Annotated in this window: 17 protein-coding genes; 11 read left to right on the top strand and 6 right to left on the bottom strand. The window is 57.8% G+C overall.

Annotation, left to right across the window (positions count from 1 at the left end; translation table 11 throughout):
- Positions 1-595: 595 nt before the first annotated feature.
- The 6 genes from GOX66_RS12390 to GOX66_RS12415 all read left to right on the top strand — a co-directional run bounded on the left by GOX66_RS12390 (position 596) and on the right by GOX66_RS12415 (position 7,832).
- Positions 596-1,831 carry a 3-methyl-2-oxobutanoate dehydrogenase (2-methylpropanoyl-transferring) subunit alpha gene (locus tag GOX66_RS12390; RefSeq protein ID WP_170763053.1) on the top strand — a complete coding sequence of 412 codons (1,236 nt, stop codon included), beginning with the start codon at positions 596-598 and terminating at the stop codon, positions 1,829-1,831.
- A 2-nt stretch (positions 1,832-1,833) separates the two neighbouring features.
- Positions 1,834-2,847 (top strand): alpha-ketoacid dehydrogenase subunit beta, encoded by a 1,014-nt coding sequence (locus GOX66_RS12395; RefSeq protein WP_170763054.1) that lies wholly within the window; start codon positions 1,834-1,836, stop codon positions 2,845-2,847.
- Between the two features lie 3 nt (positions 2,848-2,850).
- A complete protein-coding gene (locus tag GOX66_RS12400; RefSeq protein ID WP_170763055.1) occupies positions 2,851-4,095 on the top strand; it encodes a dihydrolipoamide acetyltransferase family protein in 1,245 nt (414 codons plus the stop codon).
- A complete protein-coding gene (lpdA, locus tag GOX66_RS12405) occupies positions 4,096-5,454 on the top strand; it encodes a dihydrolipoyl dehydrogenase (protein ID WP_170763056.1) in 1,359 nt (452 codons plus the stop codon).
- Between the two features lie 180 nt (positions 5,455-5,634).
- Complete coding sequence (locus GOX66_RS12410) at positions 5,635-7,047, top strand: NfeD family protein (RefSeq protein WP_214652627.1); 1,413 nt, start codon at positions 5,635-5,637, stop codon at positions 7,045-7,047.
- 17 nt (positions 7,048-7,064) lie between these two features.
- Positions 7,065-7,832, top strand: a complete 768-nt coding sequence (locus tag GOX66_RS12415; protein WP_214652630.1) for a slipin family protein — start codon at positions 7,065-7,067, stop codon at positions 7,830-7,832.
- Positions 7,833-8,021: 189 nt separating this feature from the next.
- Here the strand turns inward: GOX66_RS12415 and ehuA are convergent, their stop codons facing one another.
- From ehuA to GOX66_RS12445, 6 genes are all read right to left on the bottom strand, one after another.
- A complete protein-coding gene (ehuA, locus tag GOX66_RS12420) occupies positions 8,022-8,840 on the bottom strand; it encodes an ectoine/hydroxyectoine ABC transporter ATP-binding protein EhuA (protein ID WP_272871510.1) in 819 nt (272 codons plus the stop codon).
- Positions 8,841-9,506, bottom strand: a complete 666-nt coding sequence (ehuD, locus tag GOX66_RS12425) for an ectoine/hydroxyectoine ABC transporter permease subunit EhuD (RefSeq protein WP_237212579.1) — start codon at positions 9,504-9,506, stop codon at positions 8,841-8,843. It lies immediately after the preceding gene.
- 3 nt (positions 9,507-9,509) lie between these two features.
- The gene (ehuC, locus tag GOX66_RS12430; RefSeq protein ID WP_170763058.1) at positions 9,510-10,175 is read right to left on the bottom strand and encodes an ectoine/hydroxyectoine ABC transporter permease subunit EhuC; all 666 of its coding nucleotides are present in this window, start codon (positions 10,173-10,175) and stop codon (positions 9,510-9,512) included.
- A 101-nt stretch (positions 10,176-10,276) separates the two neighbouring features.
- Positions 10,277-11,116 (bottom strand): transporter substrate-binding domain-containing protein, encoded by an 840-nt coding sequence (locus GOX66_RS12435; protein ID WP_170763059.1) that lies wholly within the window; start codon positions 11,114-11,116, stop codon positions 10,277-10,279.
- Between the two features lie 170 nt (positions 11,117-11,286).
- A complete protein-coding gene (betB, locus tag GOX66_RS12440) occupies positions 11,287-12,750 on the bottom strand; it encodes a betaine-aldehyde dehydrogenase (RefSeq protein ID WP_237212580.1) in 1,464 nt (487 codons plus the stop codon).
- Between the two features lie 300 nt (positions 12,751-13,050).
- Entirely contained in the window at positions 13,051-13,584 is a 534-nt protein-coding gene (locus GOX66_RS12445; RefSeq protein ID WP_170763061.1) for an Lrp/AsnC family transcriptional regulator, read from the bottom strand.
- 172 nt (positions 13,585-13,756) lie between these two features.
- Between GOX66_RS12445 and GOX66_RS12450 the strand changes: the two genes are divergently transcribed.
- The 5 genes from GOX66_RS12450 to GOX66_RS12470 all read left to right on the top strand — a co-directional run bounded on the left by GOX66_RS12450 (position 13,757) and on the right by GOX66_RS12470 (position 20,176).
- Positions 13,757-15,139: an aromatic ring-hydroxylating oxygenase subunit alpha gene (locus tag GOX66_RS12450; protein ID WP_170763062.1), complete on the top strand. Its 1,383-nt coding sequence runs from the start codon at positions 13,757-13,759 to the stop codon at positions 15,137-15,139.
- A gap of 84 nt (positions 15,140-15,223) precedes the next feature.
- Complete coding sequence (locus GOX66_RS12455; protein ID WP_170763063.1) at positions 15,224-16,240, top strand: D-2-hydroxyacid dehydrogenase; 1,017 nt, start codon at positions 15,224-15,226, stop codon at positions 16,238-16,240.
- Between the two features lie 10 nt (positions 16,241-16,250).
- Entirely contained in the window at positions 16,251-17,138 is an 888-nt protein-coding gene (locus tag GOX66_RS12460; RefSeq protein ID WP_170763064.1) for a 2-hydroxy-3-oxopropionate reductase, read from the top strand.
- 441 nt (positions 17,139-17,579) lie between these two features.
- Positions 17,580-18,557 carry a C-terminal binding protein gene (locus tag GOX66_RS12465; RefSeq protein ID WP_170763065.1) on the top strand — a complete coding sequence of 326 codons (978 nt, stop codon included), beginning with the start codon at positions 17,580-17,582 and terminating at the stop codon, positions 18,555-18,557.
- Positions 18,554-20,176, top strand: coding sequence for a 5-guanidino-2-oxopentanoate decarboxylase (locus GOX66_RS12470; RefSeq protein ID WP_170763066.1), 1,623 nt, complete (start codon positions 18,554-18,556; stop codon positions 20,174-20,176). Before GOX66_RS12465 ends, GOX66_RS12470 begins: the two co-directional genes overlap by 4 nt.
- Positions 20,177-20,195 lie beyond the last annotated feature (19 nt).

Genomic DNA, 20,195 nt, shown 5'->3' on the forward strand with positions numbered 1-20,195 from the left:
CGGGAAAACGTCCATGAACAATCCGGTTAACACAAATAACCTGATTCAGCAGATTTCGGTTGTGCTGGAAGGAGCCAGAACCGATGGAGCGCGCAATCAACGAAACGGCGCACCGACGTTGGCCGCGGTAGGAACGTCAGACCATCCAGACCAGAGGTCATCTGATCGGGAATGAGAACATCGTATCCTGCGGGAGTTGCCGATCTGGTCTGGTATGTCGGCACTCATGACCGCTGTTTCTGGCCTTGCCGGCCGTTGTCGCGTTCCTCACTTGCGGTTGCCGGATGCAAGAGTTGAGCGCAGGTGGTTCCGACGCAAACACCCTCCATCAGGTACAAGGGTCACGTCTTTTCCACCTGAGATCATAGTCCACGCGGTTTGGGTGTGCGTCCGGTTCAAGACGACTCATGGGGCATGATCTGACCCTATCGACGAAATTTTATTGTACTTTAAACTATTGCGCGAACCCCTTGGCTGGGCGTAACCATAAGTAACTGGACATCAATTCGACCAGCGGCAGGGCGTTTTCCGGCACGGCCGACGCAATTGCGACCCAGCGCTCCGCCAATGCCGCGGCCAGCCAGAAAGGTGCAATATGAGTAACGATGTTCGCCCGCTTTCTCTGAACGTACCCGAGCCGGGATGCCGTCCGGGTGATACGCCCGATTTCTCGGATTTCGAAATTCCCCGCGCCGGAGCGGTCGGACGCCCACCCATAGACGTTGATCCGGATGAAATCCGCGATATGGCATTTTCCATTGTGCGGGTTTTGAACAAGGAAGGCGAAGCGGTCGGTGAATGGGCCGGGGCGCTGAGCGTCGATGAGCTTCACGAAGGACTGCGCCATATGCTTATCCTGCGGGCATTTGATGCACGTATGCTCACCGCGCAGCGTCAGGGTAAAACCAGCTTCTACATGCAGCATCTGGGCGAAGAGGCAGTCTCCTGCGCGTTCAGTCGCGCGATGCAGCCCGGAGACATGAACTTTCCGACCTACCGACAAGCGGGGCTGCTGATCGCGCGAGACTATCCGATGGTCACCATGATGAACCAGATATTCTCCAATGCCGAAGACCCGCTGCATGGGCGGCAATTGCCGATCATGTACTCTTCGAAGGAACACGGGTTCTTTTCGATCTCGGGCAACCTCGGCACGCAATTCGTGCAATCCGTTGGCTGGGCCATGGCGTCGGCGATTTCTGGGGACACAAGAATTGCAGCGGGTTGGATCGGGGACGGTTCGACCGCCGAGAGTGATTTCCATGCAGCAATGGTCTTTGCGTCGACCTACAAGGCTCCGGTCGTGCTGAATATCGTCAACAACCAATGGGCGATTTCGACATTTCAGGGCATTGCACGCGGTGGGGTCGGCACCTTTGCTGCGCGCGGCCACGGTTTCGGCATCGCGTCGGTTCGGGTCGACGGAAACGACTACTTGGCCGTGCACGCAGTCGCCAAATGGGCCTGTGAACGAGCGCGTCGTGGCCACGGGCCAACCTTGATCGAACACGTGACCTACCGCGCTGGCGGGCACTCGACTTCCGATGATCCGTCGGCCTATCGGTCAAGGCGCGAGGCCGCAGCTTGGCCTCTAGGGGACCCAATCGAGCGGCTGAAACAACACCTAATCACAATCGGCGCATGGAGCGATGAGCGCCACGCGCAGGCCGAGGCCGAAGTAATGGACGAGGTCATAACGGCTCAGAAAACGGCCGAGGCTGTCGGAACGCTCGCCTCCGGCAAACAACCCTCGCCGCGGGACATGTTTGAAGGCGTCTACGAAACCATGCCGCCCCATCTGATCCGGCAGCGTCAGGAAGCGGGGTTCTGATTATGGCGCGGATGACCATGATCGAAGCTGTGCGAGAAGCTCATGACGTGGCCATGGAAGCCGATGAGCGTGTCGTCGTTTTTGGCGAGGATGTCGGCTATTTTGGCGGTGTGTTCCGCTGCACGGCCGGTCTGCAGGCCAAATATGGGTCCTCCCGCTGCTTTGACGCGCCGATCAACGAGGCCGGGATCGTCGGCTCTGCCATTGGCATGGCGGCCTACGGGCTGAAACCTGTGATCGAGATTCAGTTCGCCGACTACGTGTATCCGGCATTTGACCAGATCGTTTCCGAGGCGGCGCGGCTGCGTCACCGGTCGAACGGCGATTTCACCTGCCCCATCGTGATCCGCATGCCAACAGGCGGCGGTATTTTCGGCGGCCAGACGCATAGTCAAAGCCCTGAGGGGCTGTTTACCCATGTATCCGGGCTGAAAGTGGCGATGCCATCCAATCCGCGCGATGCAAAAGGCCTGCTGCTTGCGGCCATCGCCGACCCTGACCCAGTGATATTTCTCGAACCCAAGCGGCTCTATAACGGGCCCTTCGACGGGCACCATGATAAGCCGCTGGTCAGCTGGAAGGACCACCCGTTGGGGGATGTGCCCGACGGCGATGAGGTCGTGTCGCTTGGCAAGGCCGCAATCCGTCGCGAAGGTTCGGATGTCACGGTTCTGGCCTATGGCACCATGGTCTATGTTGCGCAGGCAGCCGCTGAGGAGTCCGGCGTTGACGCCGAAGTAATAGACCTACGCACGCTGATCCCGCTGGATCTGGATGCCATCACCGGGTCGGTCAGGAAAACCGGCCGCTGCGTGATCGTGCACGAGGCGACGCGCACCTCGGGTTTCGGGGCCGAGTTGATGTCGCTGGTGCAGGAGAGCTGTTTTTACCACCTCGAAGCTCCCATGATCCGCGTAACGGGTTGGGATACTCCTTACCCGCACGCGCAGGAATGGGAGTATTTCCCGGGACCCACGCGCGTCGCCGAAGCGCTGAAAAAAGTCATGGAGGATTGATCCATGGGCGTATTTGCAATCCGACTGCCTGATGTTGGCGAGGGTATCGCGCAGGCCGAATTAACGGAGTGGCATGTCAAACCGGGCGACATTGTCCGGGAAGACGATGTGCTTGCCGATGTCATGACCGATAAGGCCACGGTCGAGGTTCCGTCCTCGGCCTCTGGCAAGGTGCTGGAATTGGGCGGGGACGTTGGAGATATGATCCCAATCGGTGCAGTCCTTATTCGGATCGAGGTCGAAGGCGAAGGCAACGAAAAAGAACGTCCCGAAGCGCAAAAAGCCGCGGAGCCGGTCGAGGTCACGGAAAGTGCCCCCGAAACGGTGGATGTATCATCCACGCAACCGCCCCCTGCCCAGGTGCAACGCACAAATGGCACCAAACCTCTGGCGTCGCCATCCGTGCGCGCACGCGCTCGGGAAGAGGGCGTCGACTTGCGGCAAGTGCCGGGTTCCGGTCCGGCAGGGCGGATCAGCCACGCCGATCTCGACGCCTGGATTGCCTCGGGCGATATCCGGCAAGGCGCCGTGACGCGGGGCCGGAATACCGGCGTGGAAGAGGTACGTGTGGTTGGCATGCGCCGCAAGATCGCCGAGAAGATGGCGGTTTCGAACCGGCAGATCCCGCATATCACCATTGTCGAAGAGGTAGAGATGGCGGCGCTTGAGGACCTGCGTGCGGCATTGAACGCCAAGTACAAGGGCGAACGCCCCAAGCTGACCCTTCTACCTTTTCTGATGCGCGCTATCGTTGAGGCGGTGCGCGAACAGCCCGAGTTGAACGGACGTTTCGATGACGAGACCGGGGTGATCCACCGCCATGGCGGTGTGCATATCGGGATTGCCACGCAAACGCCGCATGGCCTGAATGTACCCGTAGTGCATCACGCCGAGGCAGGCAGCTTGTGGGACAATGCCGCCGAAATTACACGCCTGTCAGAGGCCGCGCGTGACGGCTCGATAAAACGCGAGGACCTCAGCGGGGGGACGATCACCATCACCTCGCTCGGACCGCTCGGGGCTATCGCAACCACGCCCATAATCAACCATCCCGAACTGGCCATTGTCGGGATCAACAAAATGCAGGTTCGGCCGGTCTGGGACGGACAGCAGTTTCAACCGCGGACGATGATGAACATCTCCTGCTCGTTCGATCACCGGGTGATCGACGGTTGGGATGCTGCGGTCTTTGTGCAGAAGCTGAAATCCTTGCTGGAAAATCCTGCCATGCTGTTTGTCGAGGGCTAAATGTCAGATATCGAATGCAAACTTCTGATTATCGGAGCTGGTCCCGGCGGTTATGTCTGCGCCATCCGGGCCGGGCAGCTGGGCATTGACACCGTGATCGTAGACGAAGGCGAACCCGGCGGCACCTGCTTGAACGTAGGATGTATCCCGTCCAAGGCGCTGATCCACGCAGCTGACGAATTTTACAAGATCACCCATGCATCCCAAAGGCCCTTGGGCATTTCGGTGCCGCAGCCAAAGATTGATCTGGCTAAAACGGTTGCCTGGAAGGACAGCATCGTCAAGCGGCTGAACACTGGCGTATCTGGGTTGATGAAGAAGGCGGGGGCCAGATTCGTCAGTGGCAGTGCACGATTTGTCGATGGCAAAACGGTCTTGGTACGAAAGGGTGATGAAGAACATTCGATCAGTGCCGAGTTTATCGTGATCGCATCTGGCTCTGCCCCTGTCGAACTGCCGATTTTGCCATTCGGTGGACCGATCTTGTCCTCAACCGAGGCTCTCGCCCTGACCGAGGTGCCGGATAGCCTTGCCGTTGTTGGTGGGGGTTACATCGGGCTAGAACTGGGCACAGTATTCGCCAAACTAGGCACCGAAGTCACGGTGGTCGAAGCCGAAGATCACATCCTACCACTCTACGATACCGGCTTGACCCGCCCTGTGGCCGAACGGCTGGACGAATTGGGAGTGACTGTCATGACAGGCGCAAGGGCACTGGGTTTCGAAGACGGCACCTTGCAGACAGATCAAGGCGAGGTAGCGGCCGACAAAGTTCTGGTAACGGTCGGTCGTCGCCCGCGCACCGTTGGCATCGGCATCGAAGAACTGGCGCTGACGCAGGATGGACCTTTCGTCAAGATTGATCGATATTGCCAAACCTCGATGCGCGGCATCTATGCCATCGGCGATGTCACAGGCGAGCCAATGCTGGCCCACCGTGCCATGGCGCAGGGGGAGATGGTGGCCGAACTCGTTGCGGGTCATTCGGTCGAATGGGACAAACGCGCGATACCTGCGGTCTGCTTTACCGATCCCGAAGTGGTGACCTGCGGTGCATTACCGGACGAGGTTGAAGGCACCAAAACCACCCTGTTCCCCTTTCAGGCCAATGGCCGTGCCATGACCACCGAACGCGAAGACGGGCTCTTCCGGGTGGTCTGGCGTGAAAGCGATCATGCTGTGGTTGGGATTCAGGCAGTTGGCGAAGGCATCTCTGAGTTATCGGCGGCCTTTTCCCTGGCAATCGAAATGGGTGCTTGTCTGGAAGATATCAGCGCCACGGTTCACGCGCACCCGACCCGATCGGAAAGCCTGCAAGAGGCATGTTTGCGCGCCCTGGGCCACGCCCTGCATATCTGACCAGCCACTCGCTGCAGCCTGTTTAATTTCCCACCCAAAACCATCTCCACTGGCACCGGATCGCACCTGCACCGGGCGGCACACTATTGGCATTGAATGGCGGCGACAATCGAGGGGGTTGCCGGTCGCAAATTTGAGCACAGAGCGGATCGTGCTACCATGTGTTGTAGGGAAGCAAACATGGAGATTGCAAAGCAACGGCTAAAACTCCTCTGCCTGATCATCCTGACCTTCCTGTCGGCTGACCGGTTGAACGGCCAGGTTGATATGGCAGACGCAACCGATAACCGGGTGCTGCACACGGTGATCGAAGGGCCAATTGGCCCGGCCACCGTGCATCACATCGCGCGCGTGCTTGAACTTTCAAGGAGCCAGAATACCTCGGCGGTCGTATTGGAACTCAATACGCCCGGAGGGTTGGCGGACGCCATGCGGGAAATCATCTCCGAGATTCTGCTGTCACCGGTTCCGGTGATTACCTATGTCGCGCCACCCGGCGCCCATGCAGCCAGCGCCGGCACCTATATCCTGTATGCCAGCCATGTCGCCGCGATGGCACCGGGAACGAACCTCGGTGCAGCCACTCCGGTTGCGATTGGCGGTATGCCCGGTGGTTTGCCCGGGCAACCGCCGGAAGAGACGGGCGAAAAGGATAAGGAAACCGAAGAGGGCAAGGCTGACGATCCGTTGGCACCAAAAGATGCTATGTCAGCCAAGGCCACCAATGACGCAGCGGCCCTGATCCGCAGCCTGGCCGAGTTACACGGCCGCAACGCGGATTGGGCGGAAAGCGCGGTGCGGCAGGCCGAGAGTTTATCCGCGGAACAGGCGCTGAAGCTGAATGTCATCGACCTGATGGCCCCAAACCTCAACGCATTATTGCGGGACGCAGACGGCCGCAGCGTGGTGATAGGGGAATCCCGGCAACCGCTGACCCTTTCCGGCCTGCCCGTGGAACGGATCGAGATGGAGGCGATTACCCGGATCCTCAGCATTCTGTCGAACCCGAACGTGGCGTTGGTGCTGATGATGCTTGGCGTTTACGGCCTGATATTCGAGTTCTGGAACCCCGGTGCAATTGTTCCCGGAGTGGTCGGGGCAATTTGTCTTACGTTGGGGCTTTATGCACTTAATCAGTTGCCGCTGGACTATGCGGGGCTGGCACTGATTGGGCTTGGTATTGCGTTTATGGTGGCCGAAGCCTTTTCACCAAGCTTTGGGGTGCTTGGGCTTGGCGGAATTGTCGCCTTTTCTCTTGGGGCTGCGATGCTAGTTGACACGGATGTCGAAGCCTACCGCGTCTCATGGTGGTTGATCGGGGTAATGGCATTGCTCAGCGCATCGATCCTGGCGGTGCTGCTGGGCTACACAATCCACACTTATCGGCGAACGCCGGTGTCGGGTTCAGACCGGATGATGGGCGCGCAGGCCCGCGTGATGGATTGGTCCGGCGGTGCCGGGTTCGTCTGGGTCGAAGGGGAACGATGGCAGGCCCACGGAACAACTGGGCTGCAGCCGGGACAAGAAGTGCGGGTTTTGGAGATCGAAGGCCTCACGCTGCGTGTCGGGCCGACAACCACGGAGAAATCATAGACTGGCGGAGGAAAACAATGATGGAAGCATTCCCGTTTGAATGGATCGCCTATCTCATCGTGATGGCGCTGGTGTTCCTGTTTCTGCAAGCCGCGATCTACATCTTTCGGGAATATGAGCGGGGCGTGTTGTTCACACTCGGGCGGTTCACACGGGTCTCGGGGCCGGGGTTTGTCCTGATCATTCCGGTGGTACAGCAGCTTGTGCGCACTGATCTGCGCATGTTTGTCGAAGATGTGCCCAGCCAGGACGTGATCAGCCGCGATAATGTGTCGGTCAAAGTTAATGCGGTGATCTATTTCCGTATCGTGGATGCGCAACGTGCTATCATCAACGTGGCGGATTTTCGGGCGGCCGTCAGCCAGTTGGCGCAGACCACCCTGCGTTCAGTGCTGGGCAAGCACGAACTGGACGAGATGCTGGCCGAGCGTGACAAGCTCAACGCCGATATTCAGGAGATACTGGATCGTCAAACAGATGCCTGGGGCATCAAGGTTGCGAATGTCGAGATCAAGCATGTGGATATTGACGAAAGCATGGTTCGCGCCATTGCCAAACAAGCCGAAGCTGAACGCCTGCGCCGGGCACGGGTCATCAATGCTCAGGGCGAGTTTCAGGCGGCATCGAAATTGGTGGAGGCAGGCAAGCTGCTGGCGACCCAGCCAAATTCAATGCAGCTGCGTTATTTCAACGCCCTCAATGACATCGCTGCCGACGGCACAACGACAATTGTTTTTCCATTGCCCGTCGATCTTCTTCCAAAACTTCAGAAGAAAGACGAGTAAATCGAGTATCCCGCAACTGGTTCTGCACTTTGGGCTTTGTTGCAGACTTTGAGCCGGTACTCTCCAATATGTAGAGTTCGAGTTTCAGTCCGCGCCAGTGTCACTTTTCAACAGCCACTCAAGGTTGAGAAAAGCCAAGATTGCAATCCGTCACCCACATCGGATTCCAACCTTGACCACGAGCCTACCTCAATTTGATTCAAGTACTGCGTTCAGGAATTGCTGCGTCCGCTCCCGCTGGGGGTTTTCAAACAGGTCCGACGGCGCGGCCTGTTCTTCGATTGCGCCGTTGAAGAAAAAGCAGACGCGATCCGAGATGTCCTTGGCAAAACCCATCTGGTGCGTCACCATTAGCATCGTCAGGTTATGTGCATCCACCAGTTTGCGGATCACGTTCGTCACTTCACCGATCACCTCAGGATCCAGTGCAGACGTCACCTCGTCAAACAACATGACCTTGGGGCGCATGGCCAGCGCGCGCGCGATTGCGACACGTTGCTGCTGACCACCAGACAGGCGCGACGGGTGCTGATCGCGCTTGTCCGCCATGCCAACCATCTGGAGCAGCTCCATCGACCGCTCCTCGGCCTCTTTCCTTGGCAGGCCTAGCACCTGTACCGGACCTTCCATGCAGTTCTGCAACGCAGTCATATGCGGGAACAAATTGAAATGCTGAAAACACATGCCGATCTTGCTGCGGATACGCCGGATATGCGCCGGGTTCGCGGGCACCAGAACGCCACCTTTTTCCATATGTGTCAGCGGTTCCCCATCCACATAGATGACACCTCCATTGATGGTTTCCAGCGTCATCAACATCCGAAGAACAGTCGTCTTACCTGACCCTGACGGGCCAATGATTGTCACCATCTCACCCGCGTCGACATCCAGGTTCAGATCGTCGAGCACGGTCAGCGCGCCATAGCTTTTGCGCACATTCTGAAAGCGGACCATCGGGATGTTATCCCCCTCCAGACGCAAGGGGTATTGGCTCATATCTTCGGTCATTTACTTCATTCCCATCTTACGACGCACCCATTTTTCGAATTGGGTGATCAGAAACGCGGTTGGCAACGAGATCGCTAGAAAGATCACGCCGACCATGGTGTAGGGCTCAAGATACCGATAGTTCAGAGCACCAACTGCGTTGGCAGTGTGCATTAATTCAGCCACGCCGATCACGGACAGCATCGGTGTGTCCTTGAAAATTCCCACAAGGTAATTGCCCATTCCGGAAATCGCCGGAGGCAGAGCCTGCGGGATGATAATGCGGCGATACGTTTGGGTGACCGGCATATTGATTGCTTTTGCCGCCTCCCACTGGCCTTTCGGTACGCTTTCGATGCCACCGCGATACACTTCGGACAGGTAGGCGGCATAATGCACACCGATCGCTATCAACCCGGAAGTCCAGGGCGACAGGTTAATTCCGAACTGCGGCCCGACATAGAAAACGAAGAACACCTGTAGCAGCAGCGGTGTCGAGCGAATGAACTCGACGACCTCGCGCACACACATTGTAACGATGCGGTACGGCGTGCGTTGTGCCAAAACAAGGACCAACCCCAGCACAACGGCAATTGCATAGCCCCCACCCGCAGCCATCAGAGTTTTCCCAGTGGCATCAATAAAGCGGGGCAGTATTTCCCATGTCCAGTCCCAACGCCATTCCATCAATCAGGCCCTCCCGATTTTGCGGGCCATCGAACGCTCGAAAAACCGCATGAACGGGGTGATGAGGAACCGCGCGAAGACGTAGTAGATAATCAGGGCCGTGCCGAAGGTTTGCACCGACAGGAAGGTGGAGATGTTGATCTGACGGGCTTCGAACATAAGGTCCGTGACCGAAATCAGCGCCACTAGCGCCGTACCTTTCATGATCTCGATGACCAGATTTCCCCAGGGCGGTAGCATGATTACAAAGGCCTGAGGCAGAATGATACGTCGCATCCTCTGTGCCGGGGTCATGTTGATGGCCTTGGCGGCTTCCCATTGACCTTTGGGAACGGCGAGGATCGCGCCGCGGACCAGTTCTGCCCCATACGCCCCCATGTTCATGCCGACCGCGATGAAGCCCGCAGTGAATTTGTCCAGCGTGATCCCGAACAGCGGAAGGACGAAGAAAATCCAGAACAGCTGAACCAGCAGCGAAGTTCCCCGGAAAATCTCGATATAGACCGTGGCAAAACTTTTGACGGCAAGGTTGGAAGACATGCGCATCAGACCGAAGGAGAGAGCCACGACTACCGACACAATGGTCGCCAGGACAAATTGCACGACCGTGATTAGCGACCCTTCGAGAAATCGGCCGCCATAGGTTTCCAGGAATTCGAAATAGGGCAAGCCCTGCTCCCTTCGTGTCTGTTCATAAGATACGCGTTGCAAAGACCAGCGCCCGCCTAAGAGGGCGCTGGACGATGCTACGTTTGAAGCGCGGTCGCGCGTCAGCGATTAGCGCAGGCCCATTCCATCGAGGCGTCATCGCCGGGCACATTGTCCGGGAAGTAGTCCCACTGTTCGACTGCCGCCAACATTTCGTCAGACCCAAGGTACCCGGGCATTGCGGCATTGAACTCATCGCGGAATTTATCGTCTTCGGGGTGGAACCCGACGGCGACCCAGTTGAAGGTCCATTGCGGCAGAGCATTTGTATCCGTTGCCTCAATCCCGTCGGTCTTGTCCGCAAGATCATAGGCTTCGACCGCTGTCATCGCCCCGATCGAAGCACGGCCAGCCTTTACCGCCGCCAACACTTCTGTGGTGCCAGGCAGTTGCATGATATTGCTTTCGGGGATGCCGACCTTCAGCGCCTCTTCAACGTTCACATACCCGGCAACAGCAGCCATCGTCACCCCGGCATTCTTGATGTCTTCATAGGTCTGCAGACCCTCAGGATTGCCATCAGGCACAATGAAGGCGTTACCGAACTGCCCGATCGGCTCGGAAAAATCGATATTCTCGCACCGCGATCCAAGGATATACATGCCGCCGGTTATCACATCCACGCGGCCTGCGATCAGGCTTGGGATCAGGCCCGCCCAATCCGTCACCACGGGTTCAATATTTGTGTGACCCATCTTCTCAAGCAGATCCAGGGTGATTTGGTTCACAAATCCCAGCGGCTCACCGTTTTCGCCCGGGTGAGCCCAGGGGGCAGCTGCGGCAAATCCCAGACGGATCGGTTCGCCCGCTGCAATCCGATCTTCAAGCGGCCCGGCCAGCGCGCTGCTGGCCGTCACAGCCAAAGCAGCGGAAATGACGGTACTCAGAATCTTGGTTTTCATTTTTGGTTCTCCTTACTGTTGGAAAGACTGGTCTGACAAACGATCCGCTACCGGATACGCCTGCCCGTCCGACGCGCAGTTTTCTGCGTCTTTTTCGGAACAATGCCAGTGGACGGGAATGCACTGAGGTTTGTTTCCGCACAGCTCTTTTTCCCGGCGGCATCAGGTATTTAGTAGGGTGATTCAACTCCTCCCATTTCCACGTAGACGGATTTGATCTGGCTGTAGTGATCCAGCGCGGCTCTGGAGTTTTCCTTGCCGACGCCGGACTGCTTGAAGCCGCCAAACGGCATTTCGACCGGCATCGCGTTATAAGTATTGATCCAGCACGTTCCTGCCTGAAGCCGGTCGATTACCCGGTGCGCGCGCGTCAGGTCGCGGGTGAATACTCCGGCGGCCAATCCGAATTCCGTGTCGTTGGCGCGCCGGATCACCTCTTCTTCATCCGTGAATTCGAGAATCGACAATACCGGTCCGAAAATCTCTTCGCGCGCAATCCGCATATCGTCGGTAACATCTGAGAAAATCGTCGCTTCCACATAGCAACCGCGTTCGCCCCCGGGCACGGTCGCCTGTTTTCCTCCGCACATAAGCCGGGCGCCATCCGTGTGTCCGGTTTCAATATGACCCAGCACCTTCTGCATATGATCAGCCGAGATCAGCGACCCCATCTGAGTATCAGGGTCCAACGGATCTCCCATTCGGATTTTCCGGGTCCGCTCGAGGAGTTTACGTTCAAAGTCACCCCGGATCGACTGCTGCACAAAGACGCGCGTACCGTTGGAACAAATCTGTCCTGCCGAGTAGAAGTTTCCGAGGATTGCGCCACTGACCGCGGCGTCCAGATCCGCGTCCTCGAATATGATCAAAGGGGACTTGCCCCCAAGCTCCATGGTCACATGCTTTATCCCAGCCCCGGCGGCGGACATGACCTTGGACCCGGTCGCGACCGAACCGGTCAGCGAGACTTTTTCGATTTCCGGGTGCGAAACCAGGGCCGCCCCAACGTCGCCATACCCCTGGACTACATTGTAAAGCCCTTTTGGCAGACCTGCCTCGGCCAGAATTTCCGCGATTTTCAACGCGCAGAGCGGCGTGACCTCGGAGGGTTTGAAGATAACCGAATTACCGCAGGCCAAGGCCGCAGCGCCCTTGTAGCAAGCGATCTGGGTCGGATAATTCCAGGCACCGATGCCAAGGCAAACACCCAGCGCGACGCGCTTTGTGTAAATGAACGACTCGCCCTGCGGAATGCACTCTCCCGAGAGGGTGCTGGCCAATCCGCCGTAGAACTCGAACGCTTCGGCCCCAGACAGGGCGTCCGCAACAATCGTTTCCTGATAGGGTTTGCCGGTATCAAGCGTCTCAAGAACGGACAGGTCATGATTCCGTTCGCGCATGATCTCCGCGGCCCTTCGAAGGATGCGCCCCCGTTCAGCAGGCAAAGTGCGTTCCCATTCCACCTGCGCCCGCTTCGCGCTTGCCACCGCGCGCGAAATGATGTCCGGAGTCGCGGAATGCAGCAAAGCGATCCGTTCACCGGTCGCCGGATAGATGCATTCGATTTGTGCTCCTGCCTTATCCTCGACATATGTTCCGTCAACAAAATGCGAAGCCTGCGGTTGCGCGCGCAGCTCCGACCCAAGCGGCCGCGGATTCTCAGTTGCCCCGCAATCGGCACATGTACCCAGATCCCCGGATGGTTTCGACTTGGCTTCTAAGTCCATGTCCATTCCTTTCGGCGTGAGGACATTCGACAGCGTGGCGCGTCCGATTCGAGTGGTCTATCTGAGCATGATAAGATCGTAATTCTGTTTTACGCAACTGTTTTGCCATTGCAGTAAATTTTCTGAGATTTTTTTGCGACCGTTTTACGAATTTCGCATCTTAATGCTCAATCAGCCAACGTCCTTCGCATTTCCCTTGGCTGCCCGTTACCCCCAGTTGCTTTTCAGCAGGAACTGATTTTTGAAATTCATCAGGCCGGTCATGACCTCGGCCGCGCCAATATCTTCCCTTCCATAAACATGCTCGGACAACATGCTGAGAAAGGTCGGGCGGTCATCCGTAACTATTTCGATAAGCAGGTCGTAATTGCCGCTGACCCACACAACGTAAACAATTTCCTCAATCGCAGAGAGGCGCGCGGCCACGTCCTCCGGCCGGTGCCCCGCCGCGATGCGGATGCCGACCATCGCCTCGGTCCGGTATTCGGAGACCCCGGAATCTGTCACAGCGATGATCCGAAGACTTCCGCTGGATTTCATGGCGTTCACACGATTTCGGATCGTCCCTTCTGAAACGTTAAGTTGCTGGGCGATTTCAGCGAACGGCGTTCGGCCATCCTTTTGAAGACTCCGAACAATTTCCTGATTAAGTCTGTCGTTCAGTGATGCCGCGTCCCTTTGGCGGGCACCCGCACCGGTGGCCTGGTCCGAGGATGTTTTTTTGCGAATTTCGTCTGTCATGAGATCTTCCTGATTGAGTGCGCATTTCGTATTTTACTACGAATTTCGCAACTATGGCAGAAAAAATTATCATTGACGCAAAGCTTTTCGCAATCAAAGCTCGGAAATAATCAACTCGCAGAACTGCAGTTCGATGAAATCAAGCGCCCGACTTACCAGAAGGAAGCCAATCATGTCATCCGCAGCAGAAAAACCGCAAATCAAGGTATTTGCCGGAAATTTCCAGGGCTATAACCAATCGCAACCAGCAGAGATCGACGAAGAGATAGCGCGCGTCGGCGCCGGTACGCCCGCCGGAGAATATTTGCGCCGGTTCTGGCACCCGGTTCATATCACCGAAGACCTTGGCGATCTGCCCAAGGCCATCACCATCCTTGGTGAAGAACTGGTTCTGTTCCGCTATGGCGAAGACAAGCAACAGATTGGACTGGTTCACAAATACTGCCCGCACCGGCGCGCCTCGCTTGAATATGGCAAATGTGAAGACCGGGGCATCCGCTGCTGTTACCACGGCTGGTTGTTCGCGCCGGACGGCGAAATTCTGGAGGCCCCGGCCGAAGACCAGACCGCCCGCGCCGTCGAGATGGTCAAAGAACGCACCCGCCTGGGCGCTTATCCTGTGATCGAATATCGCGGCCTTATCTTCGCCTATATGGGTCCACCCGAAAAACAGCCGGACTTTCCGATCTATGACGCGTTCGAGCATGAGGGAATGACCAGCGCACCGTACAAGGCGCCATACACCTGCAACTGGATTCAGGTGCAGGACGCGATCATGGATCCGACCCATACGACGTTCCTGCATAGCCAGAACAGTCACCCGCAGTTTTCAGAAGGCATGATGGCGTCGGGTGAGTTGAAATTCTACGAGCGGAACGAAAACCATTTCCTCGGCACCTCGACCCGGCGCATCGGAGAGAATGCCTGGGTCCGGCTGAATGAGCTGATCCTGCCGAACTTCACGCAGGCCGGGTCGGCCTATGCCGCCGACGGAACCGAACCGCGCTATTTCGGGCGTTCGTGCTTTACCCGCTGGGTGGTGCCCGTCGATGACGAGAACACAATTGTCTACGCCTGGGCCAACTTTGGCGACCGCTGGGACCCGCATGAGTACAACACCAAGGAAGGTCATGAGATGATCGAACAGGGCGAGGTGCTTGATCGGACGCCGGAAGAAAAACAGCGCTACCCTGCCGACTCGGAGGCGGTAGAAGGGATGGGGCCGATCTCGACCCATAAAGGTGAAAACCTGATGCCGACGGACCGGGGTATTTCGCTCTATCGTCGTCGCGTTCGCAAGGCGATCCGGGATCTGGAAAACGATGGTATCGAGCCGCCCCAACCGCTGCGGCACGGCGCGCAATCCGTGCGCACCTATGGTCAGGATACCGTACTGCATCTGCCGCCAATCGATGGTCAGGACGACAGCGCATACCTGCTGAAAATCGGTGAAACGGTGATGGAAATGCAGTTCGAGCATGAGGATTGGTGCGACGAGGACCGCGACCCGGAAATCATCAAACGCCTCAAGGAAATGGAAACCAACGGAATCTGATGAATTCCCCGACTTCCTCCGCGCCGGTTTCTCAAACCGGATCGCGGAGGGTTTTTTTGGTCAACTCTACGCAAGGAACCCACCATGGCTGTGAAAGTTCACGTCAAAAACAACCGTTGGGCCGAAGGATCGTTTCCAAACACGCCGGAGGGCGAAGAGGTGTTCACCATCACCGGCGAACGATTTGCCACCGCACAGGCGCGGCATCCTGATGTAGTCGGCAAGTTAAACCCGTTCATCGACTGGGATACGGATAACTGGCAAAGCTCGATGGCAGAGGCCGAGGTCCTGCTGACCTGGAACCTGCCAACCGAGGATTTGGCGAAAGTTGCGCCCAATCTGAAATGGATTCACTGCATCGGTGCCGGCGTCGAACACATGCTGCCGATGGATTGGCTGCCTGATAGTGTCACCCTAACTAATAACAAAGGTGTGCATGCCGCCAAAGCCGGAGAATTCGGGCTGATGGCAATCCTGATGTTGCATTCGCATATGCCCGCCATCGTCACCAACCAGCGCAATGCGCACTATGAATCGCTCTATTGCTCGCCCATCGCGGGCAAAACCGTCGTTGTGCTGGGCACCGGGTCACTGGGTGGTTCGGGCGCGAAAATGATCAAGCCTCTGGGCGTCAATGTCATCGGCGTCAACCGGTCAGGGCGGGATGTCGAAGGCTGCGATCGTTGTGTGCCGACCGCGCAGCTGGACGAGGTTCTGCCGCTGGCGGATTATCTGCTGATCGCCACCCCTGACACGCCGGAAACGCGCGGATTGCTGGATCGGCGACGGCTGGACCTGATGAAACCCTCGGCAGGCATCATCAATATCGGGCGCGAAGCGGTCATGGATTACGATGCCCTGTGCGACAAGCTGGACGAAGGCAGCCTGGGCGGAGCCATTCTGGATGTATTCGAACCCGAACCCATCGCTGCGGACTCGCGACTCTGGAACACGAAGAACCTTATTATCACGCCTCACGTCTCGGCCGACGACGGCGACGCTTATATCCCGTTGACGCTGGGGTTGTTCTTTCAGAACATGGAACTGTTCCTTGCCGGCAAACCCTTGCTGAACCCCATCGATCCCAAACTGGGCTATTGAGGAGAGTGCCATGAACATAGGCTTTATCGGACTGGGCGTTATGGGAGCCCCGATGGCCGGGCATCTGGCAGATGCAGGCCACGCCATTTTCACCTGCCTCAACCGCTCGGCCTTGCCCGACGCGCTGGACGGCAAACCCGTACAGGTGGTTGGCAGCCCTGCCGAGGTTGCTGCTCATTGTGACACCGTGATAATCATGGTCCCCGATACACCGGATGTGGAACGGGTAATAACAGGTGAATCCGGCGTTCTTGTGAATGTGCATGAGGGTTCGCTGGTCATCGACATGTCGTCGATCAGCCCGATTGCGACCGAAGCGCTGGCGCGGTCTGTCAATGAAAAAGGCGGTCTGTATGTGGATGCTCCGGTATCCGGCGGAGAGGTCGGGGCCAAGGCAGCCAGCCTGACCATCATGTGCGGCGGGCCGCAGGCAGCATTCGACCGCGCCAGGCCACTGTTCGACCTGATGGGCAAGAACATCACTTTGATCGGAGAACACAACGGCGCGGGCCAAACCTGCAAGATCGCCAATCAGATCATCGTTGCCCTAAACATCGAAGCTGTGGCCGAAGCGTTGGTCTTTGCATCCAAAGCCGGCTGCGATCCGGCGACCGTGCGTGAGGCGCTGATGGGCGGCTTTGCGTCTTCGAAAATTCTCGAAGTGCATGGGGAGCGGATGATCAAACGCACGATGGACCCGGGCTTCCGCATCGAACTGCATCAGAAGGACCTCAATCTGGCGTTGTCCTCGGCGCGGGCTATTGGTGTATCTCTTCCCAATACAGCAACCGCGCAGGAATTGTTTAACTCCTGTTCCGCCAACGGCGGGGCACAGGACGATCATTCCGGTATGGTCAAAGCGTTGGAGCGGCTGGCCAATCATGAGGTCGGGAGCTGATCAGTTACTTGCCAGATGGCGTTCCCCGACCAGCAAACCGGCTCTTAATCCAATCGACCGGGAGCACCTAACAGGGCGCGGCTGTCGCTCGGCCATTGTGGATCAATGAAGATCCGTCGCACCTGCGAACCTTCATAACAAAGGGCGCAATCAATGCGCCCTTTCTGCTGGTCTGTTCGACCAGACCAGCAATCTAACACCTCGGTTACTCCAGTCAGATCGAATTACACACACTCGCCATGTCTCCGGCAATACTGGGCGTGCAGCATTCTGAGACAGGCGCGCAGTGTCATTTCCCTGCCTCAACATTGCCATTCCAATTCGTCGTACCTTGGCCCTGAATAAGTCGTTTGAAAAGATGCATCCCAAGCACCTTTAATATCAAAACGAGCAGCCCAGTCTGCCTCGACACGTCCCAAGGCTCAGCAAGGAGACCCAGGTTTGAAAGTCGCATTCACCGATTTTGTTCAGCCCGATCTTGATCTGGAAACTTTGCTTCTGAACGAAGCCGGGTTCGACATGGCCGTCGCCGATCCGCATTGCACGACCGAGCAAGAAGTCATCGACTTCGTCAAGTCGACAGGTGCAGATGCCATCGTGTCGCTTTACGCTCCGATGGGCGAGGCCGTGTTCTCTGCCCTGCCCGACCTGAAAATCGTCAGCGTGCCGCTGGTGGGGGTCGACGCCATCGACACCGAGGCCGCCAAACGCCACGGCATCTGGATAGCCCACATCCCCGACGCCTGGGTGTCTGAGGTCGGTGTGCATGCTGCCGCTATGGCGCTGTCGCTGGTCCGGCACTTGCCGTTTTACGACAGGTCGGTACGTGAAAAGCGCTGGGACTACGAAGAACCCGGCGTATTGCACCGCACCCACGACATGACCTTTGGCCTGCTGGGCTGTGGTCGCATCGGTCAACAGGCCGCGCGCAGCGCGGCGCCCAGTTTCGGCAAGGTGATCGCCTATGACCCCTATATGCCCGCCGAGGCCTTCCCGGACTGGATCGAACGGGTCGAGACCAAAGAGGCGCTGTTTGAACAGGCCAATATTGTGTCGCTGCATTCGCCGCTGACCGCGGAAACCAGACATATCGTGAATGCAGATCTTCTGGGCCGAATGCCGCGCGGCAGCTTTATCGTCAACGCCTCGCGCGGGGCGCTGATCGACCCGGACGCCCTGTTGGCCGCGCTGGACAGCGGCCAGATCGGCGGGGCTGGTCTGGATGTGTTCGAGGTCGAACCCCCCGACCCGAATGACCCCCTGCTGCATCATCCGCGCACCGTCGTGTCGCCGCATGCCGCCTACTATTCTGTCGAGGCCGATGAAGAGGGCCGCTCGCGCGCGATCAGGAACGTGATCACTTATGCCAATTCCGGGCGCCCGGACCATTTTGTCGTCGAAGGGATGAAACAGCCATGAGAGATCTTGATACCTCAACCATGACCTGCGGCGAAGGCCTTCTGCATCTGCTCAAAGCCTACGGAGTTGACACCGCATTCGGCATTCCCGGCTATCACACGGTCGAGTTCTACCGCAATTTCGACAAGATGGGCATACGTCAGGTCACTCCCCGGCACGAGCAGGGCTCGGCCTACGGGGCCTATGGCCATGCCGCCGCGACCGGTAAACCCGGTGTTTGCTTTCTGGTCACTGGCGCGGGCGTGACAAATGGGACAACGGCCATCGGCGAGGCGTATTCCAACTCGATCCCGATGCTGATTTTCACCACCATGAACAATGTGCACGAGCTTGGCATGAATGGCGGGCGTATGCATGAGTTGCGATCCCAGTCCGATATTCTGGATCAGGTGACGGCGTTCACCCATACATTGCTGGACGCGCGCAACCTGCCCGAGATTCTGGCCCGCGCCTTTGCCGTTTTCTCGGGACAGCGCCCGCGCCCGGTCTGCATTCAGATCCCGCAGGACGTTCTGGCAGGACCGGTCAGTTTCGACATCGAAGCCTGGCCGCCCGCCCCCAAACCCGGGCCGGATCCCAACGAGGTCGAAAAGATCGCAGGGATGCTGTCGGAAAGTAATTCCACCATGATCGTAGTGGGAGGCGGCGCTATCCCGGCCTCAAAAGAGGTGCTGGAACTGGCCGAGCGGCTGGACGCGCCGGTCATCAACTCATGTGCTGGGAAGGGCGTGATCCCCGAAGATCACCCCTTGTGCCTTGGGTTTAGCCAGGCCTTCGATCCGGTGCGCGACCTGCTGCGGGAAGCAGGCGCGGTGCTGGCAATCGGCACCGAATTCGCCGAGCCTGACCGATACTTCACCGAAGACTACCCGATTGACGGTAAGCTGATCCGTATCGATATCGATCCCGGTCAGATCATGCATTACTCAAAACCCGCCGCCGCTTTGCTGAGTGACTCCAAACTGGCGGTTTCGGCGATTCTGAAGGCGCTTGAGAACCACAACAGTCCGCAGCACGACCAGCCCGCCGCCGATCTGGTGGCCGAGACGCGGGGCAAATTCAGTGGCGATTTGTGCAAGGAATCCCCCAAGCACAAAAAGGCACTGGAGATCATCCACGACGTCCTGCCAGAAAACACGATCATTAGCGCTGATGCTTCACAGGTATGCTACACGGGGCTCTATCACTATCCGATGAGTCACCCGAACCTGTTCCATTTTCCCAACGGCTATGCCGCGATGGGGTTTGGCGTTCCTGTCGCTATAGGCATGAAGGTCGGCGCGGGCGACAAACCGGTGGCCTGCATCACCGGGGACGGGTCATTCCAGATGACGTGCGAGGAACTGGCCGCCGCGGTTGAACAAAAGCTATCCATGCCCATCATCGTCTGGTCAAATGATGGCTATCAGGAAATCCGGGAATACATGGACAGCAAAGGTCTGCCCACTATCGGATGCACCATCTACAACCCTGAATTCAAGAAAATCGCCGAGGCATTCGGGGCCCATGGCCGCCGCCCGCAGAGCGCGGAAGAACTGCGCGAAGCGCTGGAGTTTGCGTTACAGGCGGACGGCCCCACCATCATCGAAATCGACGAAAAAGACGCATGGCTGCAATAGCGGCCGGGCCACGGGATTG

It is taken from the genome of Ruegeria lacuscaerulensis, assembly GCF_013031245.1.
Taxonomy (GTDB): domain Bacteria; phylum Pseudomonadota; class Alphaproteobacteria; order Rhodobacterales; family Rhodobacteraceae; genus Ruegeria; species Ruegeria lacuscaerulensis_C.